General features: G+C 54.0%; 18 protein-coding genes. 11 read left to right on the top strand and 7 right to left on the bottom strand.

What is annotated here, in order from left to right:
- Positions 1 to 174 precede the first annotated feature (174 nt).
- From NG42_RS06970 to NG42_RS06945, 6 genes are all read left to right on the top strand, one after another.
- The gene (locus NG42_RS06970) at positions 175 to 1,230 is read left to right on the top strand and encodes an ATP-grasp domain-containing protein (protein WP_052898555.1); all 1,056 of its coding nucleotides are present in this window, start codon (positions 175 to 177) and stop codon (positions 1,228 to 1,230) included.
- Between the two features lie 74 nt (positions 1,231 to 1,304).
- Positions 1,305 to 2,384, top strand: coding sequence for a phosphoribosyltransferase domain-containing protein (locus tag NG42_RS06965; RefSeq protein WP_082203842.1), 1,080 nt, complete (start codon positions 1,305 to 1,307; stop codon positions 2,382 to 2,384).
- Positions 2,377 to 3,150: an HAD family hydrolase gene (locus NG42_RS06960; RefSeq protein WP_052898553.1), complete on the top strand. Its 774-nt coding sequence runs from the start codon at positions 2,377 to 2,379 to the stop codon at positions 3,148 to 3,150. The genes NG42_RS06965 and NG42_RS06960 overlap by 8 nt, the downstream gene beginning before the upstream one ends.
- Position 3,151: 1 nt before the next feature.
- Complete coding sequence (locus tag NG42_RS06955) at positions 3,152 to 4,231, top strand: cysteine protease StiP family protein (RefSeq protein WP_052898552.1); 1,080 nt, start codon at positions 3,152 to 3,154, stop codon at positions 4,229 to 4,231.
- Entirely contained in the window at positions 4,231 to 5,187 is a 957-nt protein-coding gene (locus tag NG42_RS06950) for an HpcH/HpaI aldolase/citrate lyase family protein (RefSeq protein WP_052898551.1), read from the top strand. Before NG42_RS06955 ends, NG42_RS06950 begins: the two co-directional genes overlap by 1 nt.
- 210 nt (positions 5,188 to 5,397) lie before the next feature.
- Positions 5,398 to 5,871: a hypothetical protein gene (locus NG42_RS06945; protein ID WP_052898550.1), complete on the top strand. Its 474-nt coding sequence runs from the start codon at positions 5,398 to 5,400 to the stop codon at positions 5,869 to 5,871.
- A 38-nt stretch (positions 5,872 to 5,909) separates the two neighbouring features.
- Here the strand turns inward: NG42_RS06945 and NG42_RS06940 are convergent, their stop codons facing one another.
- Positions 5,910 to 6,206, bottom strand: coding sequence for a chorismate mutase (locus NG42_RS06940; protein WP_052898549.1), 297 nt, complete (start codon positions 6,204 to 6,206; stop codon positions 5,910 to 5,912).
- A 184-nt stretch (positions 6,207 to 6,390) separates the two neighbouring features.
- On the opposite strand from NG42_RS06940, the gene NG42_RS06935 reads away from it, so the two are divergent.
- From NG42_RS06935 to NG42_RS06920, 4 genes are all read left to right on the top strand, one after another.
- Positions 6,391 to 7,407: a lipoate--protein ligase gene (locus NG42_RS06935; protein ID WP_052898548.1), complete on the top strand. Its 1,017-nt coding sequence runs from the start codon at positions 6,391 to 6,393 to the stop codon at positions 7,405 to 7,407.
- A 595-nt stretch (positions 7,408 to 8,002) separates the two neighbouring features.
- On the top strand, positions 8,003 to 8,953 hold the full coding sequence (locus NG42_RS06930) for an alpha/beta fold hydrolase (protein WP_082203841.1): 951 nt from the start codon (positions 8,003 to 8,005) through the stop codon (positions 8,951 to 8,953).
- Positions 8,954 to 9,059: 106 nt separating this feature from the next.
- Positions 9,060 to 9,773 carry an SDR family oxidoreductase gene (locus tag NG42_RS06925; RefSeq protein WP_052898547.1) on the top strand — a complete coding sequence of 238 codons (714 nt, stop codon included), beginning with the start codon at positions 9,060 to 9,062 and terminating at the stop codon, positions 9,771 to 9,773.
- A 335-nt stretch (positions 9,774 to 10,108) separates the two neighbouring features.
- The gene (locus NG42_RS06920; protein ID WP_052898684.1) at positions 10,109 to 11,842 is read left to right on the top strand and encodes an ABC-F family ATP-binding cassette domain-containing protein; all 1,734 of its coding nucleotides are present in this window, start codon (positions 10,109 to 10,111) and stop codon (positions 11,840 to 11,842) included.
- Positions 11,843 to 11,931: 89 nt separating this feature from the next.
- On the opposite strand, the gene pagP is transcribed toward NG42_RS06920, so the two are convergent.
- The 3 genes from pagP to NG42_RS06905 all read right to left on the bottom strand — a co-directional run bounded on the left by pagP (position 11,932) and on the right by NG42_RS06905 (position 15,416).
- Complete coding sequence (gene pagP, locus NG42_RS06915) at positions 11,932 to 12,516, bottom strand: lipid IV(A) palmitoyltransferase PagP (protein WP_052898546.1); 585 nt, start codon at positions 12,514 to 12,516, stop codon at positions 11,932 to 11,934.
- A gap of 57 nt (positions 12,517 to 12,573) precedes the next feature.
- Entirely contained in the window at positions 12,574 to 13,815 is a 1,242-nt protein-coding gene (locus tag NG42_RS06910) for an MFS transporter (protein WP_052898545.1), read from the bottom strand.
- A 209-nt stretch (positions 13,816 to 14,024) separates the two neighbouring features.
- Positions 14,025 to 15,416 carry an aldehyde dehydrogenase family protein gene (locus tag NG42_RS06905; protein WP_052898544.1) on the bottom strand — a complete coding sequence of 464 codons (1,392 nt, stop codon included), beginning with the start codon at positions 15,414 to 15,416 and terminating at the stop codon, positions 14,025 to 14,027.
- A gap of 102 nt (positions 15,417 to 15,518) precedes the next feature.
- Between NG42_RS06905 and ptrR the strand changes: the two genes are divergently transcribed.
- A complete protein-coding gene (gene ptrR, locus NG42_RS06900; protein ID WP_052898543.1) occupies positions 15,519 to 16,379 on the top strand; it encodes a putrescine utilization regulator PtrR in 861 nt (286 codons plus the stop codon).
- A 30-nt stretch (positions 16,380 to 16,409) separates the two neighbouring features.
- Here ptrR and NG42_RS06895 read toward each other — a convergent pair whose 3' ends face one another.
- From NG42_RS06895 to NG42_RS06885, 3 genes are all read right to left on the bottom strand, one after another.
- Positions 16,410 to 17,798, bottom strand: a complete 1,389-nt coding sequence (locus NG42_RS06895) for a purine-cytosine permease family protein (protein WP_052898542.1) — start codon at positions 17,796 to 17,798, stop codon at positions 16,410 to 16,412.
- 652 nt (positions 17,799 to 18,450) lie between these two features.
- Complete coding sequence (locus tag NG42_RS06890) at positions 18,451 to 20,058, bottom strand: dipeptide ABC transporter ATP-binding protein (RefSeq protein ID WP_052898541.1); 1,608 nt, start codon at positions 20,056 to 20,058, stop codon at positions 18,451 to 18,453.
- Positions 20,055 to 20,622 (bottom strand): ABC transporter permease (locus NG42_RS06885; RefSeq protein ID WP_052898540.1); only part of this gene is annotated, 568 nt, incomplete at its 5' end. The genes NG42_RS06885 and NG42_RS06890, both read right to left, overlap by 4 nt.

Below are 20,622 nucleotides of genomic sequence, written 5' to 3'. Positions count from 1 at the left end.
TTTATACCGGTTTATTTATGCTAAAAATAAAGAAAAATCGTGATATTTAATTATTATTATCATTAAATTTATTCAGGTAATCATAAATCATATTATGATTGACATGGTTATTTGCTCTACATACACTCGTCACTATTCGCTGCTTCACCAGGCCCACGACGGAAATAATCAGAAATGACAACCAGAATCTGGCTGATGGAAGGCTTGTCCTCCCAGCGTGATATTATTCAGGGCATTACCGCATTCAGTAAAAGTCATCAGGTCGATGTTGAGGTTTTTGCTTCGCATCGCCATCAACGTAATGAAATTCTCTCGCAGGCTGATTTTGCGCTGCTGGAGCCGGCAGATGAGCAGCAGCGCCTCAATTTTATTCTTACCACCGTTAACAAGTACGCGATTCAGGCGATCCATACCGGCCGCAATGCCCTGTGGTTTGAAACCCACCGCGCAGCAATCGAAGCCTGTGGTGTCCGGCTGGCAACGGGGGCAACCCGCCCTGACCTGCTGGAACTGGCCGATGACAAGGTGGCGTTTGCTCAGCTGATGGAAAAACATGGCTTGCCGGTGGTACCGTCGATTCGGGTCAACTCCGCCGCCGAACTGCGTCAGCTTATTGCCGCATCCCCTTTTTCCGAGCCACTGTGTATCAAACCGGTTACCGGTATTTATGGCATGGGATTCTGGCGTTTTGATGACAGCGTCTCGCCAATGGCGACGTTCACGCATCCGGAAAACCGTAAGGTTAATGCCGGTCTGTATCTGAATGCGCTGGAAGAGTCCGACAGCTTTGAACCGCTGGTGCTGATGCCGTACTTACCCGGCCCCGAATACTCAGTTGATATTCTGGCGGAACGCGGTACGGTGCTGGCGGCGGTGGCGCGCCGCAAAGAAGGTGCGTTGCAGTATCTGGAAAACAGCGGTGAAGCGTTTGAACTGGCGAAAGCCTGTGCGCAGGTTATGGGGGCCGACGGGCTGGTCAATGTCCAGACGCGTAACGACAGCAGCGGCAAACCGGTATTGCTGGAAATTAACATGCGGCCTTCCGGCGGTATTGGCTATACCCGTTTCAGCGGTGTCAACCTGCCCGGCCTGTTCGCGCTGCGTCAACTCGGGCTGATGGAGCCGCAGGCGATCATTGATGAGGCCAGCCGGGTGTTTTCACCGGCTACGGTGCGCTCCGTCACCGACGTTATCAACTACAGCACGGCGCTGCCTAATTTCATTCAGTAAGGATCACCATTTTGAATCCACTCCACGACCCGGTGCCTTATTGCCGGACGCTCTCCTGCGGCACGCTGAGCGTAATGCCGCGCGGCGGCATGGTTGCACTTGATAAGCTGTTCGATATTGCGGAAAGACGCAATCCCAAGCGCGCCTTTCTGTTTGTCAGTAAAGTGCTTGGCCGGCATATTCCGGTCAGCCCTGGCGTAATGCGCGCAGTGTATCGTCAGCTGGCCGAACAGTTCCCCGCAGTGCCGCAAGGGCCGGTGCTGTTTATCGGTATGGCGGAAACCGCCGTCGGCCTCGGTGCCGGGGTATTTGATGAAATGCGCCAGCAGGTTGCTGAGTCCGTCTATCTCACCTCGACCCGTCACCCGGTAGACGGTGAGTTGCTGTGCGAGTTTAAAGAAAATCACAGTCACGCCACCGATCACCTGCTTTATCTGCCTGCTGATGCCGAGTTGCGTCGCCGGGTACTGGAGGCGCGTACTCTGGTGCTGATTGATGATGAAGCCACCACCGGCAATACCTTCATCAATCTGCTCGATGCGCTGAGGAATGAGGGTGGATTGCAGCATATCACTCAGGTGATCACCGTCACCCTGACTGACTGGAGCGGTGATGCCGTTGCACAGCGCAGTCCGTTGCCCGTGCATAACGTATCGCTGGTGCAAGGGGACTGGCACTGGCAGCAAAATCCGCATGCTCCGGTACCTGTCATGCCCGATGTCAATGTGAGTTCCAGCGGCAGCGTGGCGATCACCGGTAAGCAGAGCTGGGGTCGACTGGGAATGGCCCAGCCAGCGGCGGATCTTGGCACAGATATTCAACCACAGGCGGGAGAAAAGATTCTGGTGCTCGGCAGCGGCGAGTTCGTCTTTGAACCGTTTATGCTGGCGGAACGGCTGGAGAAACTCGGTGCAGAAGTCAGATACAGTTCCACTACCCGCTCACCGATTGCGACGGGTTTCGCCATTCAGTCGGCGATTGCCTTTACCGATAACTATGGGCTGGGAATTGCGAATTTTGTCTATAACGTGGCTCATCAGCAGTTTGATCGCATTTTACTGTGTACCGAAACGCCGGCTGCCAGTGTCGATCCCCTTCTAATCAAAGCCCTGAGAAAAGTGGCTCCCCGCGTTGAGGTTATTTGCTATGAGTAAGCCGGTTATTTTTTCAGATCTGGACGATACTCTGTTTCAGACCCGCCGCAAGATGGTTGACGAACTTGACCTTGAACCTTTCCGTACCGGTGCCCTCGATCGCAGTCTGCAACCGCGCAGTTTTATGACTGAAGAGCAGGCAATGCTGGTCGACTGGATGCTGGAACATGGCGAGTTGATTCCGGTTACCGCCAGAGGCACGGAAGAGATCAGTCGGGTGCAGATTCCGTTTCACTCCTGGGCGGTGACCACTCACGGCGCGGTGATCATTGATTCGCAGGGGCAGCCTGACCCAGAGTGGCAAGCCATGATGCTGGCGGCGTTGAAACCCTATGCCGACAGGCTGCTGGCGATGCAACAGGCCATTACCGAGTTAATGGCGGCGCGTAACATTGATGGCTGGGCGCGGATTAATTACGAATATGGCGACACTCCGGTTTATCTGGTGATGAAGCATTGCGACAGCACCCGTCTCGATGAGCTGTATGCCATCGCTGATGAGATTGAAAAGCTGTTTCCCACCGCGGGCTTTTACAATCATCGCAACAGCAATAATGTTGCCTGGTTGCCGGTGGTGGTAGAGAAAGGGCTGGCGGTCAGTTTCCTGCTGGAAAAACTGCGAAATGAGCGCGGCGTATTCCCGGTTATTGGCCTCGGTGACAGCCTGAGCGATCACCGTTTTATGAAGCTCTGTACCTGGTATGGCCTACCGCGTCAGAGCCAGTTTGCTGAGAAGATAAGTCGTACCCTTTTCGGAGAACCTTGATATGCAGGACTTTATCCCTTTTTCTGGCTCTTATCAGCCGCAGGATGTGCACTTTCTGCTGCAACCGGTCGAGATTGAAATGACACCGGTTGAACAAAAAGAGCAGCTTATTCAGTCCGGTGCCCGTCATTATTCAGATATGCTCAGTCAGGAGCCGGAGCCGACTGCCTGGCATCTGGATCTGTTTTCTCAGGCACTGGACCAGGGCGCGGGTCGTCTGGCCAGAGAAGTCACCATGCTGGCGAAAGCGCTAATTGAACGCTTCCCGCACACGCCAGTGGTGCTGACCAGCCTGGTGCGCGCCGGTGTACCGCTGGGCGTCATGCTGCAACAAACGCTGCGTGCGATGGGGAAAGAGTCTTATCACTATGGCATCAGTGTTATCCGCGACCGCGGTATCGACAGCGTGGCACTGGCGTGGATTGAGGCGCGGCATGGCACGGAAGGGATTGTTTTTGTTGATGGCTGGACCGGCAAAGGCGCGATCACCGGTGAGCTGATGCGTTCGCTGAAGCATCGTGCTGGCTATCCTGCTCAGCCCCGACTGGTCGTGCTCGCCGATCCTTGTGGCCGTTCATGGCTGGCCGCCAGTGATGATGACTGGCTGATCCCCTTTGGTATTATGGGTGCCCCGGTTTCAGGCATGATCTCCCGGTCTATCTGGTCAGAAACCGGGCTGCATGGCTGTGTTAAATGCGATCACCTTGCGCAATTTGAGTGTAGCCGTCAACTGGTCGACACCGTTGCCGCATACCGCAATACCCTGACTATAAACACCATCCCGGCATGTGACTGGGATCCGGCGCAAAAAGCGCATCTGAAGCGCAAAAGTGAACAGGTGATCGGTGAACTGGCTGAGAAATTCACTATCTCCAGTATCAACCGAATTAAACCGGGAATTGCCGAAGCGACACGCGCGGTACTTCGGCGGGTGCCGGATCATGTCTTCGTCCGCTCGGTTGACGATCCTGACGTGGCATTACTGGTGTATCTGGCGCGGGAAAAAGGCTTAACCATCACCGAAGCCGGTGATGCACTGGGGCAATACCGCGCGGTCACTATTATCAAAAAGGTACTCTGATGGACCATCGGCTTTCTCCCTGGCGTCTGGGCGCAACGCTGTATATGCCAGCGGTGCGCAGTGATATTGCGGACGCGATTCTGAACAATAAGATTGCCGGACTGCGCTCATTGGTAATCTGTCTGGAAGATGCGGTGAGTGATGCAGATGTGCCGCTCGCGCTGAGTAATTTACAGCAGCTGCTGTCACAGCTTGCCGAGGCCAAAAACGCCACGGGTCACGACCATTGGCCACTGGTATTTATCCGTCCGCGTCATGCTGAAATGGGAGAGCAGTTGATTAGCGGAATGGATTTAAGCGCGGTTGATGGTCTGGTGCTGCCTAAGTTTACGCTACAGTCGTTGCCGGTATGGTGGCGCATTATACAGGAGACTCACCTGTGCATGATGCCGACGCTGGAAACCGAAGAGGTGTTTGACGTGCTGCAAATGCGCGAACTGGCGGTGACGTTGCAGAGTCACGCCTGCTATGAGCGCATTATCGCATTACGTATCGGTGGCAACGATCTGATGAATGTGGTGTCGCTGCGACGTTCGCGCAACTTTACCCTGTACGATAGCCCAATGGGTTACGTCATTAAAATGCTGGTCGCCGTATTTTCCTCACGTGACTTCTCGCTGACCGCACCGGTTTGTGAGCATATTGACGATCATCAGATTATGGATCAGGAGCTTGCGCTGGATATGGCGCATGGTCTGGTGGGAAAAACCGCCATCCATCCAAATCAGATCGGTAAAATTGAACAGGCATTAATGGTTACAGCCACCGATCACGCCGACGCTCTGCGGATTCTCAACTCCACGCAGGCGGTATTTAAGTCGCAGGGAGCAATGTGTGAACCGGCAACGCATCGCCGTTGGGCATCCGGCATTCTCGCCAGAGCTCAGGTCTACGGCATCGCAGCGGAGAAGTCTCAGGAAGGGATACGCCTGATGAAGGCAAACCCGAATAACTGAGGATACAAGACAGTTCGCTATATGTTTGCAGACTTATTATTATTTATTGATTTAGCTTAGGTTTATGATATTGCTGATAAGGTCGCTGCACTCACTGCCAAAAAGGCATTTTGTTGTGCAACCGTTTACCCATGATGGCGATCAATAATGTGGATCCGGACGATATCTGTCCCATTGAACCTTTGACTATGAATGCAGGCGCTAACGAATATGCAGCTCAATACGCGACAAGCCCGAATATATACCCTGGCGAATATTCTTAGTTCAGGCAAACCGATTTCTGCTGCACGAATTATCTCGTCACTGGATTGTTCCGAACCCACGCTAACACGTGCGCTGAAAGAGCTGCGTGAGTCGTGGGGAGCTGAAATTAAGTACAGCAAGGCCACCCACTCTTATCAGCTGACGAATCCGGGACAACTGGATAAAAAGACCTTGCGCTGGATGACCGAAGCGCTGGCGGTTAATGCCGAGCTGAAAACCACCGAAGCGGTCAGCCGGGTTTTCCTCGATAAGGAAAAGAAAAAGGCGGTTTCGCTGTCATTGAGAATGTCGATACTGCGCAAAATCGACAAATTGTCGCGGATAAGCGAAACCTCGCGCAGTGAAGCGGTCGAAATGCTGGTCGGAAGCTGTCTGGATGATCTTATCGTTAAAATTCAGGCGCAAAACAAAGCGCCCTGACCTTTCCTTACCTGCAATCAGGCTAACAGCGCGCAATATCAGGTTTTTTGTTGCTGCAACCGGTTGTGCTGCTCGAGTTCATAATCGATAAACGCGCCGATCATGGTTCGCCAGACTTTCTCGATGACCTCTTCAGGCAGCCCAGCTTCAGTGGCCTTATTGCGTACTTTATCAATCACCTGCTGAACGCGGTCTGGCGCGCGAACGGCCGCATGATCGGTTTTGAAAGCCGCTGCGGCTTTAACGCATTCGCCGCGCTGGGCGATCATTTTAACCAACTCACTATCGATTTGGTCGATACGATTTCTGATATCTTCGATTGAGGAAAATTCCATCCTCTTGACCCCTACAACTAGTACACAAGATCACCAGGTTACAGGAAGTCGGCGATAAATTCACTCTGGAATCGTTTCTTTCTCCCTTCTCACTCGCTGCCAACAAAATGATATATCGGTGTCTGTGGTAGTATCATCAACAGATTGCATGCTTAGAATACTTCTCACGGAACTGGAGTGATTGATGTCCACACTGCGTTTGCTGTTATCCGAATCGAACGATCCCTGGTTTAATCTGGCGGTTGAAGACTGTATTTTTCGGCAGATGCCAGCTACTGAGCGGGTACTGTTTTTATGGCGTAATGCAGACACGGTAGTTATTGGTCGCGCGCAGAATCCGTGGAAAGAGTGCAATACCCGGCGGATGGCTGAGGATGGCATCAAGCTGGCGCGCCGGAGTAGCGGTGGCGGTGCGGTATTTCACGATCTGGGAAACTGCTGCTTTACCTTTATGGCAGGCAAACCGGAGTACGATAAAAGTGTCTCCACCGGGATTATTTTGCGCGCACTTCAGACGCTCGGCATCCCGGCGGAAGCGTCCGGCCGCAACGATCTGGTGGTCAATACCCGCGACGGTAGCCGCAAGATTTCCGGTTCGGCTTACCGTGAAACTCCGGATCGCGGCTTCCATCACGGCACCATTCTGCTGAATGCCGATCTTTCTCGCCTCGCGGATTATCTTAATCCCGACGTCAAAAAATTGCAGGCCAAAGGCATTACCTCAGTACGATCGCGGGTAGCTAATCTTGAGGAACTGGTGGCAGGCGTCAGTTTTGACAAGCTGTGCGAAGCCGTCACTGAGTCGTTTTTCAGCCACTTCAATTCACGCTGTGAGCCGGAGCGCATCTCACCGACCGCCTTACCGGACTTACCCGGATTCGAACAGCAGTTTGCTAAACAGAGCAGCTGGGAGTGGAACTTCGGCCAGGCTCCTGACTTCTCGCATCTGCTGGATCAGCGCTTTAGCTGGGGCGGCGTCGAAATTCACTTTGATGTCGAACGCGGCATTATCACCCGCTGCCAGATTTTCACCGACAGTCTCAACCCGACCCCGCTGGAAGCGCTGGCGCAAAAACTGCAAGGCGCTGCATACCGACCAGAGGTTCTGGCGGCGCAGGTACAGTCCCTGCTGGCTGACTATCCTCAGCAGAGTGAAGAGCTGACCCAGTTACAGGCATGGCTGACGGCTGGCGTGAGTTAACCGGACGCTGAAACTGCGGCACCTTTATGGGGCCGCAGCACTTATTGGTAATACTGTGCCACCTTTCTGATTATCTTTGATCAGTAATTTCTTGCCCGGGAAGTCGATAACGACAGCAATAAGTCCAGCCCGAGCATCATCGACTCAGGAAGTCGGCGGTCAGAGGTAAAAGTCATTCCTCAAGGCGTAAAGCAAACCCCTTATTGCTGTTGAGGTCAAACACCCTGTCCGCCACTGCAATCATTGTTGGGCGGTGGGCGACAATGATTTAGCTTATTATAGATATAATTATTTTTCGCGCTATCTATCAATTGAATATATTTATTTTCTCATAATTCTTAATGCTAATCATTATTCTAAATAATTACCCTGCTCTTTCTGCAATCAGTATTATCACAGAATGAATTCGCATACCCATTTATATTTCTTCGTTGCAGGTCGCAGAATAATCACCCGTAATATTGAGAAATTAATTTTTCGTTTAAATCTCAATTTATTATTTTCTCAATACAAAAAATGGCGACCACTGGCCTGCATAACATATTAAAAATATGTTACCATTCTGTAAAACAAGTCATATCATGGAAACGATTAAATGGTAAACGATTACCCCCAGCCCCACACGGCTTACACCTCCAGTACCGGTAAACAGCGCTTTTTCAAAGCTTGTGCGGTAGCCGTAGCATTAGCCTTCACCTGCCCGACACTCTCTCTGGCCGAACCCGTTAGCCAGCAAACAGCGGCTGATAAACGCATCTCTGTCACTATTGAGGGTCAGGGACCGGATATTATCCTGATTCCTGGAGTGGCTTCATCGCGTGATGTCTGGTCCGGGCTGGCGAAACAGCTTAGCGAAACTCACCGGCTGCACCTGGTGCAGATTGCCGGTTTTGCCGGTCAACCGGCGATAACCGACCAGAACAATCTGGTGGCGGCTCCGGCCGCAGAGGCGATTAATGATTATATTCAGCGCCAGCAGTTAACCGCGCCGGTGATTATTGGCCATTCACTGGGTGGCGAAGTCGCGCTGATGATTGCCGCGCGTCATCCCGAACATGTCGGACGCGTTATGGTGGTCGACGCGCTGCCTTTTTACAGCCTGCTGTTTTCTCCTGATGCCACGGTTGAGGCGGTGAAACCGCGCGCCGATGCTTTTCACGCTGCGATGATGGCAGCACCGGACAATCAGGCTGAAGCCATGCAGAGTGCGGCCATTGCCCGGTTGGTCAAAGATGAAACCGCACGCCCGGCGCTTATCAGGGCGGGTTTACAGTCAGATAAACAGACCGTTGCCGATGCCACCAGAGAACTGATGACGACCGATTTACGTCCTGAACTTCATCAAATCACCGCGCCGGTTGCAGTCGTCTACGCCTGGGATAGCCTGTACGGCATACCGGCGGTTAATACCGATGCGACTTACCGTAATGCCTATGCCTTATTGCCCGGGGTAAAACTGCGTCGCATCGATAACAGTTTCCATTTTGTTATGCTCGATCAACCTGAACAGTTTGCACATGCCGTTAACGAATTTATCGGCCAGTAATGGCGCAGCTTCTGCATTTTTTTTGCTAAGTTAAGCGCTTTATCTTACTCGTCAGCCCGCTAAACCGATGGTAGCGTTGAAATAACAATAACTAACGGAGTCGGGCATGAGCACATCATCAGCATTACCTGTTGCGATAGTGACGGGGGGAACCAGCGGTATTGGTCTGGCAATCGTGCGCGAACTGGCGCGCGATCACCAGGTGTATGCTTTAGGCCGTGATAAAGAGCGTCTGATCGCGCTGCGATTGCTGGAAAACGTGGAAGCGGTGGAAATCGACCTGCTTGATTTTGCTGCACAACAACGCTTTATTGATTCTGTGCCGCGAATTAATGCGCTGGTGCATTCTGCTGCGATTTCCGAACGTGCGCGGGTGGACAGTGCCAGCGCGGCGCTTTGGCAACAACAGTTCTCAATCAATCTGTTTGCCCCTGCCGAGCTGACCCGCCTGGCGCTGCCGGCATTGCGTGAACAGCGGGGTCAGGTGGTGTTTATTAACTCCGGCTCAGGCACGCTGGCGTTAGCCGGTCATACCGTCTATTCCGCCACGAAGTTTGCGCTTAACGCGCTGGCACATGGCCTGCGTGGTGAAGAGAGTGACAATGGCGTGCGTGTCGCTACCGTTTCACCGGGGCCGACCGATACGCCGATGAACCGTTTAAGTCGTGAACGTGCCGGTGACTTTGCGGAGATTAATCCGCTCGAATACAGCGCGCCTGAATCTGTCGCCGCCGCGGTGCGGCTGGTGATCGATGCCAGTGAGGAGTCACAGATAACTGATATTAATGTCAGGCCGCGCCATGATAAGGCCAGGCGTTAATTGCTCTTCTGAGGGGCAGAATACCGGCAACATCCTGTTAAGCATCACACTTTTGGCTGTTGCCGGATAGCGCAGCGGCTAAAAGCTCAATATAATTCACTCACCTTTTCACCCATTTCTTATTAAGGAGGATTGCTATGCTGACCCGTGAATTGTTTCTCTATTCACTCGTTTTTAGCGATCGTTTCTGCTCAGGCGTTACCAGCTACGTGCTGCGATAACCTGTCTGAGCGAAGCTAACTGACTGACATTCTGAGAACTTCCCTCCGGCTTACCGGTTATCGTCAGCAATTTTGACGAGAGGCATCTTCATGCCTGTAAAACTGGATAAAGCAATGAGTACACTACTTTCTGCACAATCTGTCGGCTACGACAACACCTTCGGTCCACTGCTGACCGGGATTTCTTTCAGCCTGAAAAAAGGCGACCGTATCGGCCTGATTGGCGATAACGGTTGTGGCAAAAGTACCCTGCTGAAAATCCTCAGCGGCGATCTGTCAGCGACGCGCGGCACCGTCACCGTTGCCAACCAGTGCCTGATGGCGCGGGTTGAGCAATCTCTGCCCACTACTCTGCATCAGCGTACCCTGCTGGATGCGGTGCTGAACGATCTGCCAGCCAGCGTGCAGCCTGTCGAACGCTGGCTGGCGGAGGTGCTGTTGACCTCACTTGGCTTCGATGAAACGGTCTGGTCGTTAACTGCCGGTACGCTCAGCGGCGGTCAGCATACCCGCCTGCTGCTGGCGCGTGCGCTGATTCGTCAGCCCGACTTGTTGCTGCTGGATGAACCGAGTAACCATCTCGATTTGCCGACGCTGTTGTGGCTGGAGCAGTTTCTGCAAAACTGGAACGGCAGCTTTGTCCTGGTCTCTCATGACCGCAGCCTGCTGGATAATGTGACTAACTGCAGCTGGATCCTGCGCGATAAAACCCTGCAATTTTTTCGTCTGCCCTGTAGTGCGGCAAGAGCCACTCTGGTCGAAAAAGATCAGGCGGATGCACATCGTCGTCAGGCCGAGCAGACGGAAATCAACCGGGTGACGAAAAGTGCCAAACGACTGGCAATGTGGGGCAGCCAGTACGATAACGAAAAACTGGCGCGCAAAGCGAAACAGATGGAAAAGCAGGTCGAACGGCTAAAGGATGATCAGACTCAGCTGACGGCCGGTAATCAGTGGCAGCTGCGGCTTAGCGGTGAAGCGCTGGCGGCAGATCGGCTGCTGGCACTCTCCTCTGTGCAGGTACGGCCAGCTTCAGATGCGCCGGTGCTGTTCAGCCTCGATCCGCTACAGGTTAAAAGCGGTGATCGTATTGCGCTGGTTGGTCGTAACGGCTGCGGTAAATCGTCACTGTTGCACTGTTTATGGCAGGCATTCCACCAGCCAGCGGACGCGGAAAACGGCGTGGTGTTTCATCCGCGCGTGCGCGTAGGATATTACGATCAGAGCCAGCAGCAGCTGCGTGACAGCGACAGCCTGACGGATGCCCTGTCCCGCTTTGCCCCGCTGACGGAGGGTCAGCGTAAGATGGCGTTAATTGGTGCCGGATTCCCTTACCTGCGCCACCAGCAACAGGTCAGCGCCCTGAGCGGTGGTGAGCGTTCAAGGCTGCTGTTTATCGGCCTGACGCTGGCGCACTACTCGCTCTTACTGCTGGATGAACCGACCAACCATCTGGATATGGCAGGCAAGGAACAGCTGGCGGAAACACTGAAAAACTTTAGCGGCGCGGTGGTGCTGGTTTCCCATGACCGTACGCTGATTGAACAAAGCTGTAATCGGTTCTGGCTAATTGATAATCAGCGGCTACAGCAGTGGCACGATCCGCAACCCGTTTATGCCATTCTGGCGGGTCATCCACAGGCTGTCGCGGCAAAGATACCGCAACAGGCTGAACACGTTCACAGCGCGGAAGAGTGCGAGGAGGAGCGTTTGCTGAGCAACCTGCTGGCGCTGGAAAGTAAACTGGCAGAGGATCTGGCGCGTAAGCCTAAGCATCAGAAACCGGAACGGCAACATCAGTGGCAGCAACAGATTGCCCGGTTACACGCCCTGCTCAAGTTAGCCTGAAGACGTAAGCCGCAAGGATGCGGCCTGTTCGCCACACCTCTCAATAGCGCTAAGCCTGTTAAAGCCTGGCGCTATCTTTATGTCTCACATTAAAACCCATACCTTACCCATGCAAAAAGCACGTTACCGTTATTGTACGTTCCTGGAATATAGGTGAACTGCAAATTCACATTCTTATAACCCGCAGATAAAATCGGGAATACAAAAGGCAGCGGCACGTAATTCGCAAAGTCATCACGAGCCGTAATCCCCCCCGCGAGGCCCAGACCAACCCGCGCGTCCTTGTTTTGGGTTAAATACCAGCCCTTTTCCCAACCGTAGCCGACAGCCGGTTGCCATTCCCGGTGAGAATCCTGAAATACCATGGCAAAGAGACCGTGCCAGTTACCTTCTTCGGTATAGCGTGAATAGCCTATCCCTCCGCCCCATGGCATTTCATTGTAATGATCTGTTTTGTCCGAATCATACATAAAGCGGTTGTGCCAGCTGAGAAACGGGATATAGACATCGGTATATTGTGGGTTATGCCAGGTTTCAGAGACATTGTCTTTCACGTTTTGCCACCAACCCGATGCGTTGTTGCCATTGTGAGCCGTTACGTCAGTTTGCTCAGCGGACACCGTAAACGAGAGACAGAACAGAGCCATTAACAAACCAGAAGTCTTTTTTATCATCTTACTTTCGCCAGCGTTATTCAGTGGGGGTGATTCTTTACATAATGTAGTTCAGAATTATTCGGCAGGTACATCATTTTCCAGGCGCTGTCGACGACGCAAATGCGGGAATAGCTTCATCCAGACTGCCACCACCACCAGCGTACCCACACCGCCCAATACTGCGGCAGGTACGGCACCCATCAGCGCCGCCAGCAATCCGGATTCAAACTCACCCAGTTGGTTTGAGGTATTAATAAAGATCCCGTTCACTGCATTTACTCGCCCGCGCATATCATCAGGCGTATCGAGCTGCACCAGTGCACCACGAATCACCATACTGACCATATCAAACCCGCCCAGCGCCGCCAGTGCCAGCATCGATAGCCACAGCTGAGTGGAGAAGGCAAAGACCAGCGTAGCCACACCAAACCCGGCGACGGAACCAAACATAATCATACCGACATGCTTTTCCAGCTTATTACGACTCAGCCAGATCCCCACCAGCAAGGCACCCACTGAAGGTGCACCGCGCAGCAGGCCAAGTCCCCACGGCCCGGTATGCAGAATATCCTTAGCAAAAATCGGCAACAGTGCGGTGGCACCGCCCAGCAGTACCGCGAACAGATCCAGTGAGATCACGCCCAGTACATCTTTACGCGCACGGATAAAACCAATACCGGCAAACAGCGTTTTCAGACTGGCGGGTAAACGCGGCTGGGGCGGTCTGACATAGCGAAGACGGCTGACCAGAATAATCGACAGCAGATAAAACGCCGCCGCGACGCTATACACCACATCCGGCCCGGCAACATAGAGAAATCCGCCCAGCGTCGGGCCGACAATCACCGCCGCCTGCCCCCCCACCGCATTCGCCGCCGTCGCACGCGCCAGAATAGCGGGTGGCACCAGCGAAGGCAGCATCGATTGCATCGCCGGGCCTTCAATGGCTTTCGCCACCGCAATCAGAAATACCAGTCCCCAGAGCGCATTTTTATCCGACCACTGATACATCGTTAGCAGGATCAGCGCCAGCAGCGCGCCCCACTCCAGTATTTGCCCCAACAACACAATACGCCGACGATCGTACTGATCCGCCAGATGCCCGGCCGGTAGCGCCAGCAACACCGACGGCAGAAACTGCATCAGGCCAATCATACCCAGCGCCATGGCACTGTGAGTAATGGCGTATATCTGCCAGCTGACCGCGACGGAAAACATCTGAAAACCAAACGAAGAGCAGGTGCGTGCCAGCCAGAAGGCGACAAACGCACGATGTCGCAGCAACGAACTGTCCGTTGCTGTTGAGAGCAAACCCATATTTCATCCCTATATCTGACGGTCTGTCGACACTGTGGTCGATCAATTATTGATGGCCTGTGGCCATTATTTTTACCTTGCCGCCTACAGGTTGCGTGATTTTACCGGCTGAGACAACGGCAATGCGTGCGCTAGCACGGGCTCAGATATAAAAAAACCGGGAGAACACTCTCCCGGTTGCACAGATTAGTTATCAGTCATGCGGCCTGTCAGCCCTGACGATTTTTCCATACCGTCTGGATATTACAGAACTCATACAGACCAAACTGCGACAGCTCGCGACCATAGCCGCTCTTCTTAACTCCGCCAAATGCCACGCGTGGATCGCTGGCGCTGTAACCATTAATAAATACGCCACCGCATTCAAGACGCGCTGCCAGCTGTTGCGCCAGCTCTTCATCACCGCTGTAAATCGTCGCAGCAAGACCGAAGTCACTGTCATTCGCCAGTTCAATAGCGTGATCGACATCGTTCGCCACGGTAATTGCCGCGACCGGGCCAAACAGCTCCTGACGGAAGGCGGTCATCTGCGGCTGGACATCGGCCAGTACCGTTGGCGCATAGTAGTTACCCTCACCGGCAAGCTTATGACCTCCCGCCAGCAGCGTGGCACCTTCCGCCAGCGTGGCCTCAACCTGACCATGTAACTCATCGCGCAGATCGAAACGCGCCATCGGCCCGATATAGTTACCCTCTTCATCAGGTGCACCGGTTTTCAGCTGGTTAACCGCAGCGACAAATTTGGCGGTAAATTCTGCCGCGATCGGTTGTTCGACAATAAAACGTTTCGATGCGGCACAAACCTGCCCGGTGTTTTGATAACGGCCAGCAACAGCGGCTTTCACCGCCTGATCGAGATCAGCCCCTGCCAGCACGATAAAGGGATCGGACCCTCCCAGCTCCAGCACCGATTTTTTCAGTGCCGCACCGGCTTGCTCGCCAATCGCCTTACCGGCTCTGACACTACCGGTAAAGGTGACGGCAGCAATCAGCGGATGCTTAATTGCCTGGCTGACGCCCTCTGGCGTGGCATTGATAATCGAAAACTCACCCTGTGACACACCGGCGGCGATAAAGATGCGTTCGATCAGCTGCGCGCTGCCCATCACGTTTGGCGCATGTTTCAGTAAATAGCTGTTACCGGCCAGCATAATCGGTACCGCGCCGCGCAGCACCTGCCATAACGGGAAGTTCCACGGCATCACTGCCAGCACGGTGCCCAGCGGACGAAACTCCATCACCGCCTGGTTATTTTCCACCTGAGTAGGCAGCGTCGTCAGCATCGCCGGGCCATGTTCCGCATACCATTCACAAAGATTGGCGCTTTTGTTCACTTCGCCACGGGCCTGCAAAATCGGTTTGCCCATTTCAGCGCGGATCATTTGCGCCAGCTCTTCAGCGTGCTCACGCAGCGCCACCGCCAGGTCGCGCAGTTTAGCGCTACGTTGCGTTACGCTAAGTTGGCTCCACTGCTTACCGGCCTGATGGGTGCGCTCAATCACCCGATCGATTTGCTGTTCGCTGTCATACGGATAAGCATTCAGGGTTTCACCGTTAGCCGGATTTACGGAGATCGCATGTGTCTGGTAAGAAATAGTCATTTAATCCTCTGCTTGATAGTGGCAATGGAGATAGCCTAACCTTGCAGCAGTGATAAAAAAACTGAATAATTCAGCAGTTGGCTTTCACTAAATGAGAATGACATGAACCTCTCCCAGTTAGAAATGTTCACCGCCGTCGCCGAAACCGGCAGTATTTCCGCCGCGGCAAAGCAGGTACATCGTGTGCCCTCAAACGTCACCACCCGGATTCGCCAGCTGGAAACCGATTTGGGGGTGGAGCTGTTTATCCGTGAAAGCCATCGCCTGCGACTGTCGCCTGCCGGTCACAGCCTGCTGCAATACAGCAAGCAGATTCTGTCGCTGGTCAGTGAAGCCCGTCAGGCGGTGACGGGCGAAGCGCCGCAGGGAACCTTTACTCTCGGGGCGCTGGAAAGCACCGCAGCGGTGCGGATTCCCGGCCTGCTGGCGGAATACAACCGCAACTATCCACGTATTCTGCTGGATCTCAGCACCGGTCCGTCCGGCACCATGCTGGATGGCGTGCTGGAAGGTAAGTTGTCGGCGGCGTTTATTGATGGTCCGGTAACGCATCCGGCGATTGACGGCATGCCGGTATTTGACGAAGAGATGGTGATTATCGGTCCCGCCAAGCAGAAGCCCTTTACCCGCGCGCGCGAGGTCAGCGGCGTCAATATTTATGCCTTTCGCGCCAACTGCTCCTACCGGCGTCATTTTGAAAACTGGTTTCATGCCGATCAGGCCACGCCGGGCAAGATTTATGAAATGGAGTCCTATCACGGCATGCTGGCCTGCGTAATTGCCGGTGCCGGACTGGCGATGCTGCCGCGTAGCATGCTGAACAGCATGCCTGGCAATGAACAGGTGGTGGTCTGTGTACCGGAAGAGCCATGGCGCTGGTTATCCACCTGGTTAATCTGGCGGCGCGGCGTTAAAACGCCACAGCTGGAAGTGATGATTGAGCTGTTGCAGCCACGCACATAAAACAATGCCCGGTATTACCGGGCATGATTATTAACTGTGACTCGCCACCCAGACCGGGTAACGGCGACAACAGAGCGGATAAGCAATCGCCGTGACCACCATACTGATCACCCAGGAGATATTTGCGCCAGGCACCAGTCCGGACCACGGACCGGAGAAAAAGGCGTTTTCCACAAACGGAATCTGAACCACAATGCCCCCGGCATAAACCAGCAACGCCCGCGAGTTCAGTAAGCCATAACGCCCACCGTCGGCGCTGAAAATCGCATCAGTATCATACTGTTGCTTATTAATCAGATAGAAATCGATCAGGTTAATCATACACCAGGGCACCAAAACCGAGATCAGCGCGAAAATCAGATTGAGAAACACTTCCACAAAATTAGCCGAAGCTGCCAGCGCCACCGCCACCGATCCGGTCAGTACCGACAGCGAAAACAGCACCCGAACCCTGCTACCGGGCTGCCAGTTTGGCAGGAATGTCTGTACCGAAGTAATCAGCGCCAGTACCGCTCCATATAAATTCATCGAGTTATGACAGATGATATTGATCAAAAACAGCACCATCAGAACGGGGCCCAGCCAGCCGGTTGCCTGCCGCACTGCCACCATCGCATCATTAGTTCCGCTAACCATATTGACGGCGACCATACCAAATACAAACGCCAGAATGGTGCCACAGCAAGCGCCCAGCCAGGTATACAGAAACGGTCTGGCGATACCTTCGGATGCCGAAAGATAACGGGAATAGTCAGAAGTATACGGGGAAAAGCTCAGTTGCCAGACTGCGCCGATACAGAAAGTGGCAAACCAGCCTGCCAGGCTGAACGATCCGCGTTGCAGGAAGTCCGCCGGGAGCGGTTGCGACAGCATAATCCCCAGGCCGAGAATCATCGCCCCGCCCATAATCCAGGCACCGACTTTATTGATCTTATGGATAAAGTTATAACCCACCACGCCAATCAGGGTGGCGGCGATCGCGCCGGTAATGGTGGCCAGCGGAATGTTCAGCGCGGGAAGCACATTGTTAATCACTCTCCCCGACAGCGAAATATTGGAGATAAAGAAGCCGAGATAGATAACGGTGGCAAAGAAAATCACCAGCAACGAACCGTAACGGCCAAACTGCGCCCGGCTTTGCACCATCTGTGGAATACCGACCTGCGGCCCCTGCGCCGATGTCAGTGCCAGAAAAATGCCGCCAAACAGATGTCCGGCAATAATTGCACTGATCGCCGACAGGATATCCAGGTGGAAAGTGTGGGTGGCCACTGCGCCGGTGACGACTGCTAATGGCGCAATATTGGTACAGAACCACAGGGTAAACAGACTACGTGCATCCCCGTGGCGTTCATCCTCCGGCACGTAATCGATCGACTTATCTTCTATTATGGCCGTCTGGTCTTGCTGAGAATTCATAGTTGCTCCGACTGGAGTGAGTTTTTATTTTTGATAACTGTAGGGTGAGCGCGTAAAAACGCAGTCAGCCTGACAACGACACGGTGTCGTCACAGTTAACAGAGAGTTGGCTGATAATGGAGAGGCATAACGTCACATTACGTCGTTGCCGGGCGTGAGATAGCAGGCAGAAACTGCGCTGGTATCGTCAGCATTTATCGCATCGCAAAGGGATGTTAATAGGGGAATCACTGCCAGGCAGCCAGACCGTTTTTGGTAGTGGTGTAGCAACTGAGCCTCCACAACCCCTTCGCGGCCAAAGCCTGTATTTCCGTTGCCGTCAAAATGTGCCAAAGTGCACGCGTGAGGTTATACAAAACCCCGACGGCAAGAAGCTATTCTGAGTCACTGGCGAGTCGTAGCGCATCGGATTCATCCTGAAATGCCAGTACTGACATCACCGGACCAGATAGTTTCTGAGTGACGCATTCTGCCTGCGTCGATGCGCCAGAGTCAACCTTAGTCGGCCGTCAGGGGTATTCTGCGGGGTTAATCGCACAGTTTCCATTCACTGAACATGATATCGCATCATGCGGCCCATTGCCTGATCCCCGGCATTCCCTGTGACCTGACCGAGGGAATCGCTGATTAAAATATCGCCACCACCTGCATTTCACGCCCGACGCGCCTGCGCAGGCAGCGTCGGAATATGCGCCAGCAACTGACGGGTATAAGCTGCGGTCGGCGTGCTGAATATCGACTGCACCTCTCCCTGCTCGACCACTTTGCCCTGCTGCATAATCACCACATAATCGGAAATCTGTCGGACGACTGCCAGATCATGGGAGATAAACAGATAGCTGAGGCCTTTCTCCCGCTGTAAACGCTCCAGCAGTCGCAGAATTTGTGCCTGTACCGCCACATCCAGTGCCGAGACCGGTTCGTCGAGAATCAGCAGCTCCGGCGATATCGCTAACGCGCGGGCGATAGCCACTCGCTGGCGTTGACCGCCGGACAGCGCCGAGGGCCTGACGTTCAGCAGTGCGGTGGACAGTTCAACCGCCTCCAGCAGTTCAGCCACCCGCTGGCGCTGACTCTGTTTATTACCGATGTTAAACGCGCGCAGCGGTTCGGCAATAATCGCCTCCAGCGTCATTTTCGGATTCAGCGATGCCCAGGGGTTCTGATACACCACCTGCACCCGGCGGCGAAAGTCAGATTTCTGAAAGCTCGACGGCGTGGTGAAACTGACACCATCAAATCGCACCTCGCCATCATCAGGCCGCTCCAGACCCAGCAGCATTCGCACCGTGGTCGATTTGCCTGACCCCGACTCTCCCACCAGGCTGGTGGTGGCGCCGCGAAAAACCGGAAACGACACTGCATCCACCGCGCTGAAGATTTCGCCGCGTGGCAGAATAAAACGCTTTGAGAGCTTATCCGCCAGCATAAATGGCACGCTGTGCGGATGCGGTTGACGATAAGGTACGGTTAAAAATGCCGGAGACGCCTCCAGCAGCTGGCGGGTATAAGGATGACGTGTCTGGCGCAACAAAGATGCCGGGGTGCCGCTTTCAACCATCTGACCTTCATGCATTACCAGCACCCGATCTGCCCGCTCCAGCGCCATATTCAGATCGTGGGTGATCAGCAGTAACGCGACCCCCTGCTTATCCACCACCTCAGCCAGCGCATCCAGCACCTGTTTCTGTACGCTGACATCCAGCGCGCTGGTCGGTTCATCGGCAATAATCAGCTTAGGATGGTGGCACATTGCCATTGCCAGCAACACCCGTTGCCGCATGCCGCCTGAAAGCTGATGCGGATAGCTGGCCAGTACCCGCTGACTGTCGTTTAAACCTGTTGCTGCCAGCAGCGCCGTCAGGCGTCCGGCGGCCTGATTTTTCGGCACGCCATGCAGGGTCAGCGCTTCAAGCATCTGTTTTTCAATGGTCTGGATTGGATTAAACGCCTGGCCTGGATCCTGCGGAACAAAGCCGATTTCCAGCCCACGCAGTTGCTGCCACTGACGCTGGCTGGCAGTTTCCAGTGACTGTCCGTTAAAGCGGATGGAACCGCCACGTCGCAACGCCTGCTGATTCAGCAAACCCACCAGCGCCGAGGCAGTAGTCGATTTACCCGATCCGGAGCCACCGACTATCGCCACCACTTCGCCCGGGTTCAGGTTAAAACTAAGGGATTTCACCGCCTGCAGATAACCGCCCTGCTGGCGATGATAATCAATGCTCAGTTGTTCAACTGCTAACAGAGGTTCGGTCATACATTCTCCGCAGAATCCTGAATAAATCCGGCTATCCGGTTGGTTGCCAGTACCGACAACACGATAATCATCCCCGGCAGCGTGGTGTACCACCAGGCTGCCGCAATGTAATTACGTCCCTCGGCGATTAACAGTCCCCATTCGGGTTGTGGCGGCGGCGCGCCAAAGCCAAGAAAACTGAGTGCCGACACCGACAACAGGGCAAATCCCAGCTCCAGCGCCGCCAGCGAGAGCACCGGTGCCAGCGCATGCGGCAGAATATGACGCTGAATAATCGCCAGATGCCCGACGCCACTGGCTCTGGCCGCCTCAACAAACAGGTTGGCGCGACTGCGTAACACTTCTCCGCGCGACAGACGCGCAAAAGTCGCTACCGAGGACAAGCCAACCGCCACCGCGATATTCAGTGTGCCGAACCCAAGGACGGTGATAATCGCCATTGCCAGCAATAAATTCGGTATCGCCAGCAAAATATCGATAACGCGCATAAACAGGCTGTCGGTGCGCCCGCCAGCATACCCGGCCAGTACGCCGATCAGCGTGCCAACAAACAACGCAATTGCC

It is taken from the genome of Winslowiella iniecta, assembly GCF_001267535.1.
In the GTDB taxonomy this organism is placed as follows: domain Bacteria; phylum Pseudomonadota; class Gammaproteobacteria; order Enterobacterales; family Enterobacteriaceae; genus Erwinia; species Erwinia iniecta.
This window is presented reverse-complemented; position numbering and strand designations above follow the sequence as displayed.